Annotated in this window: 1 rRNA gene; it reads right to left on the bottom strand. The window is 51.8% G+C overall.

Annotation, left to right across the window (positions count from 1 at the left end):
- Positions 1–8 precede the first annotated feature (8 nt).
- Positions 9–2,774: ribosomal RNA gene (locus FS802_RS30570) — 23S ribosomal RNA — on the bottom strand; the annotation flags it as partial.

Raw genomic sequence — 2,774 nt, 5'->3', positions numbered from 1 at the left:
CATATTATATGGTTAAGTCCTCGATCTATTAGTATTCGTCAGCTCCACATGTCACCATGCTTCCACCTCGAACCTATCAACCTGATCATCTTTCAGGGATCTTACTAGCTTACGCTATGGGAAATCTCATCTTGAGGGGGGCTTCATGCTTAGATGCTTTCAGCACTTATCCCTTCCGCACATAGCTACCCAGCTATGCCCTTGGCAGAACAACTGGTACACCAGCGGTGCGTCCATCCCGGTCCTCTCGTACTAAGGACAGCTCCTCTCAAATTTCCTACGCCCACGACGGATAGGGACCGAACTGTCTCACGACGTTCTGAACCCAGCTCGCGTACCGCTTTAATGGGCGAACAGCCCAACCCTTGGGACCGACTACAGCCCCAGGATGCGATGAGCCGACATCGAGGTGCCAAACCTCCCCGTCGATGTGGACTCTTGGGGGAGATAAGCCTGTTATCCCCGGGGTAGCTTTTATCCGTTGAGCGATGGCCCTTCCATGCGGAACCACCGGATCACTAAGCCCGACTTTCGTCCCTGCTCGACTTGTAGGTCTCGCAGTCAAGCTCCCTTATGCCTTTGCACTCTACGAATGATTTCCAACCATTCTGAGGGAACCTTTGGGCGCCTCCGTTACACTTTAGGAGGCGACCGCCCCAGTCAAACTGCCCACCTGACACTGTCTCCCGGGTCGATAAGACCCGTAGGTTAGAATTTCAATACATTCAGGGCGGTATCCCACCAGCGCCTCCACCGAAGCTAGCGCTCCGGTTTCAATGGCTCCCGCCTATCCTGTACAAAATGTACCAAAATTCAATATCAGGCTACAGTAAAGCTCCACGGGGTCTTTCCGTCCTGTCGCGGGTAACCTGCATCTTCACAGGTACTATAATTTCACCGAGTCTCTGGTTGAGACAGTGCCCAAATCGTTACACCTTTCGTGCGGGTCGGAACTTACCCGACAAGGAATTTCGCTACCTTAGGACCGTTATAGTTACGGCCGCCGTTTACTGGGGCTTCAGTTCAGAGCTTCGCTTACGCTAACCCCTCTCCTTAACCTTCCAGCACCGGGCAGGTGTCAGCCCCTATACTTCGCCTTACGGCTTCGCAGAGACCTGTGTTTTTGCTAAACAGTCGCTTGGGCCTATTCACTGCGGCTTTCCGTTAAGAAAGCACCCCTTCTCCCGAAGTTACGGGGTCATTTTGCCGAGTTCCTTAACCAGAGTTCTCTCGCACACCTTAGGATTCTCTCCTCGCCTACCTGTGTCGGTTTGCGGTACAGGCACCTTTTATCTCGCTAGAAGCTTTTCTTGGCAGCGGGGAATCAAAGACTTCGCTCCATAAGGAGCTTCCCCATCACAGCTCAGCCTTCACGATAAGCGGATTTGCCTACTTATCAGCCTAACTGCTTGGACGTGCACAACCAATCGCACGCTTCTTCTATCCTTCTGCGTCCCTCCATTGCTCAAACGATAAAGAGGTGGTACAGGAATATCAACCTGTTGTCCATCGCCTACGCCTGTCGGCCTCGGCTTAGGTCCTGACTAACCCTGAGCGGACGAGCCTTCCTCAGGAAACCTTAGGCATTCGGTGGACGGGATTCTCACCCGTCTTTCGCTACTCATACCGGCATTCTCACTTCTAAGCGCTCCACCAGTCCTTCCGGTCTGACTTCACTGCACTTAGAACGCTCCCCTACCACTGATACCATTGGTATCAATTCGCAGCTTCGGTGGTGTATTTAGCCCCGGTACATTTTCGGCGCAGAGTCACTCGACTAGTGAGCTATTACGCACTCTTTAAATGGTGGCTGCTTCTAAGCCAACATCCTAGTTGTCTAAGCAACTCCACATCCTTTTCCACTTAATACACACTTTGGGACCTTAGCTGGCGATCTGGGCTGTTTCCCTCTTGACTACGGATCTTATCACTCGCAGTCTGACTCCTAAGGATAAGTCATTGGCATTCGGAGTTTGACTGAATTCGGTAATCCGATGAGGACCCCTAGTTCAATCAGTGCTCTACCTCCAAGACTCTTACACTTAAGGCTAGCCCTAAAGCTATTTCGGGGAGAACCAGCTATCTCCAGGTTCGATTGGAATTTCTCCGCTACCCACACCTCATCCCCGCACTTTTCAACGTGCGTGGGTTCGGGCCTCCATTCAGTGTTACCTGAACTTCACCCTGGACATGGGTAGATCACCTGGTTTCGGGTCTACGACCACGTACTAAACGCCCTATTCAGACTCGCTTTCGCTGCGGCTCCGCCTCTTCAGCTTAACCTCGCACGGGATCGTAACTCGCCGGTTCATTCTACAAAAGGCACGCCATCACCCATTAACGGGCTCTGACTATTTGTAGGCACACGGTTTCAGGATCTCTTTCACTCCCCTTCCGGGGTGCTTTTCACCTTTCCCTCACGGTACTGGTTCACTATCGATCACTAGGGAGTATTTAGCCTTGGGAGATGGTCCTCCCAGATTCCGACGGAATTTCACGTGTTCCGCCGTACTCAGGATACATTCAAGAGAGAACGAAGTTTCGACTACGGGGTTGTTACCCTCTACGACGGACCTTTCCAGGTCGCTTCGTCTACCTCGTTCCTTTGTAACTCCGTATAGAATGTCCTACAACCCCAAGAGGCAAGCCTCTTGGTTTGGGCTATGTTCCGTTTCGCTCGCCGCTACTCAGGAAATCGCATTTGCTTTCTCTTCCTCCAGGTACTTAGATGTTTCAGTTCCCTGGGTCTGTCTTCCTTACCCTATGTATTCAGG

The organism is Bacillus sp. DE0042, assembly GCF_007680225.1.
Classification (GTDB): domain Bacteria; phylum Bacillota; class Bacilli; order Bacillales; family Bacillaceae_G; genus Bacillus_A; species Bacillus_A wiedmannii.
The sequence above is the reverse complement of the archived record's forward strand: the minus strand, read 5'-3'. Positions and strand labels throughout refer to the sequence as shown.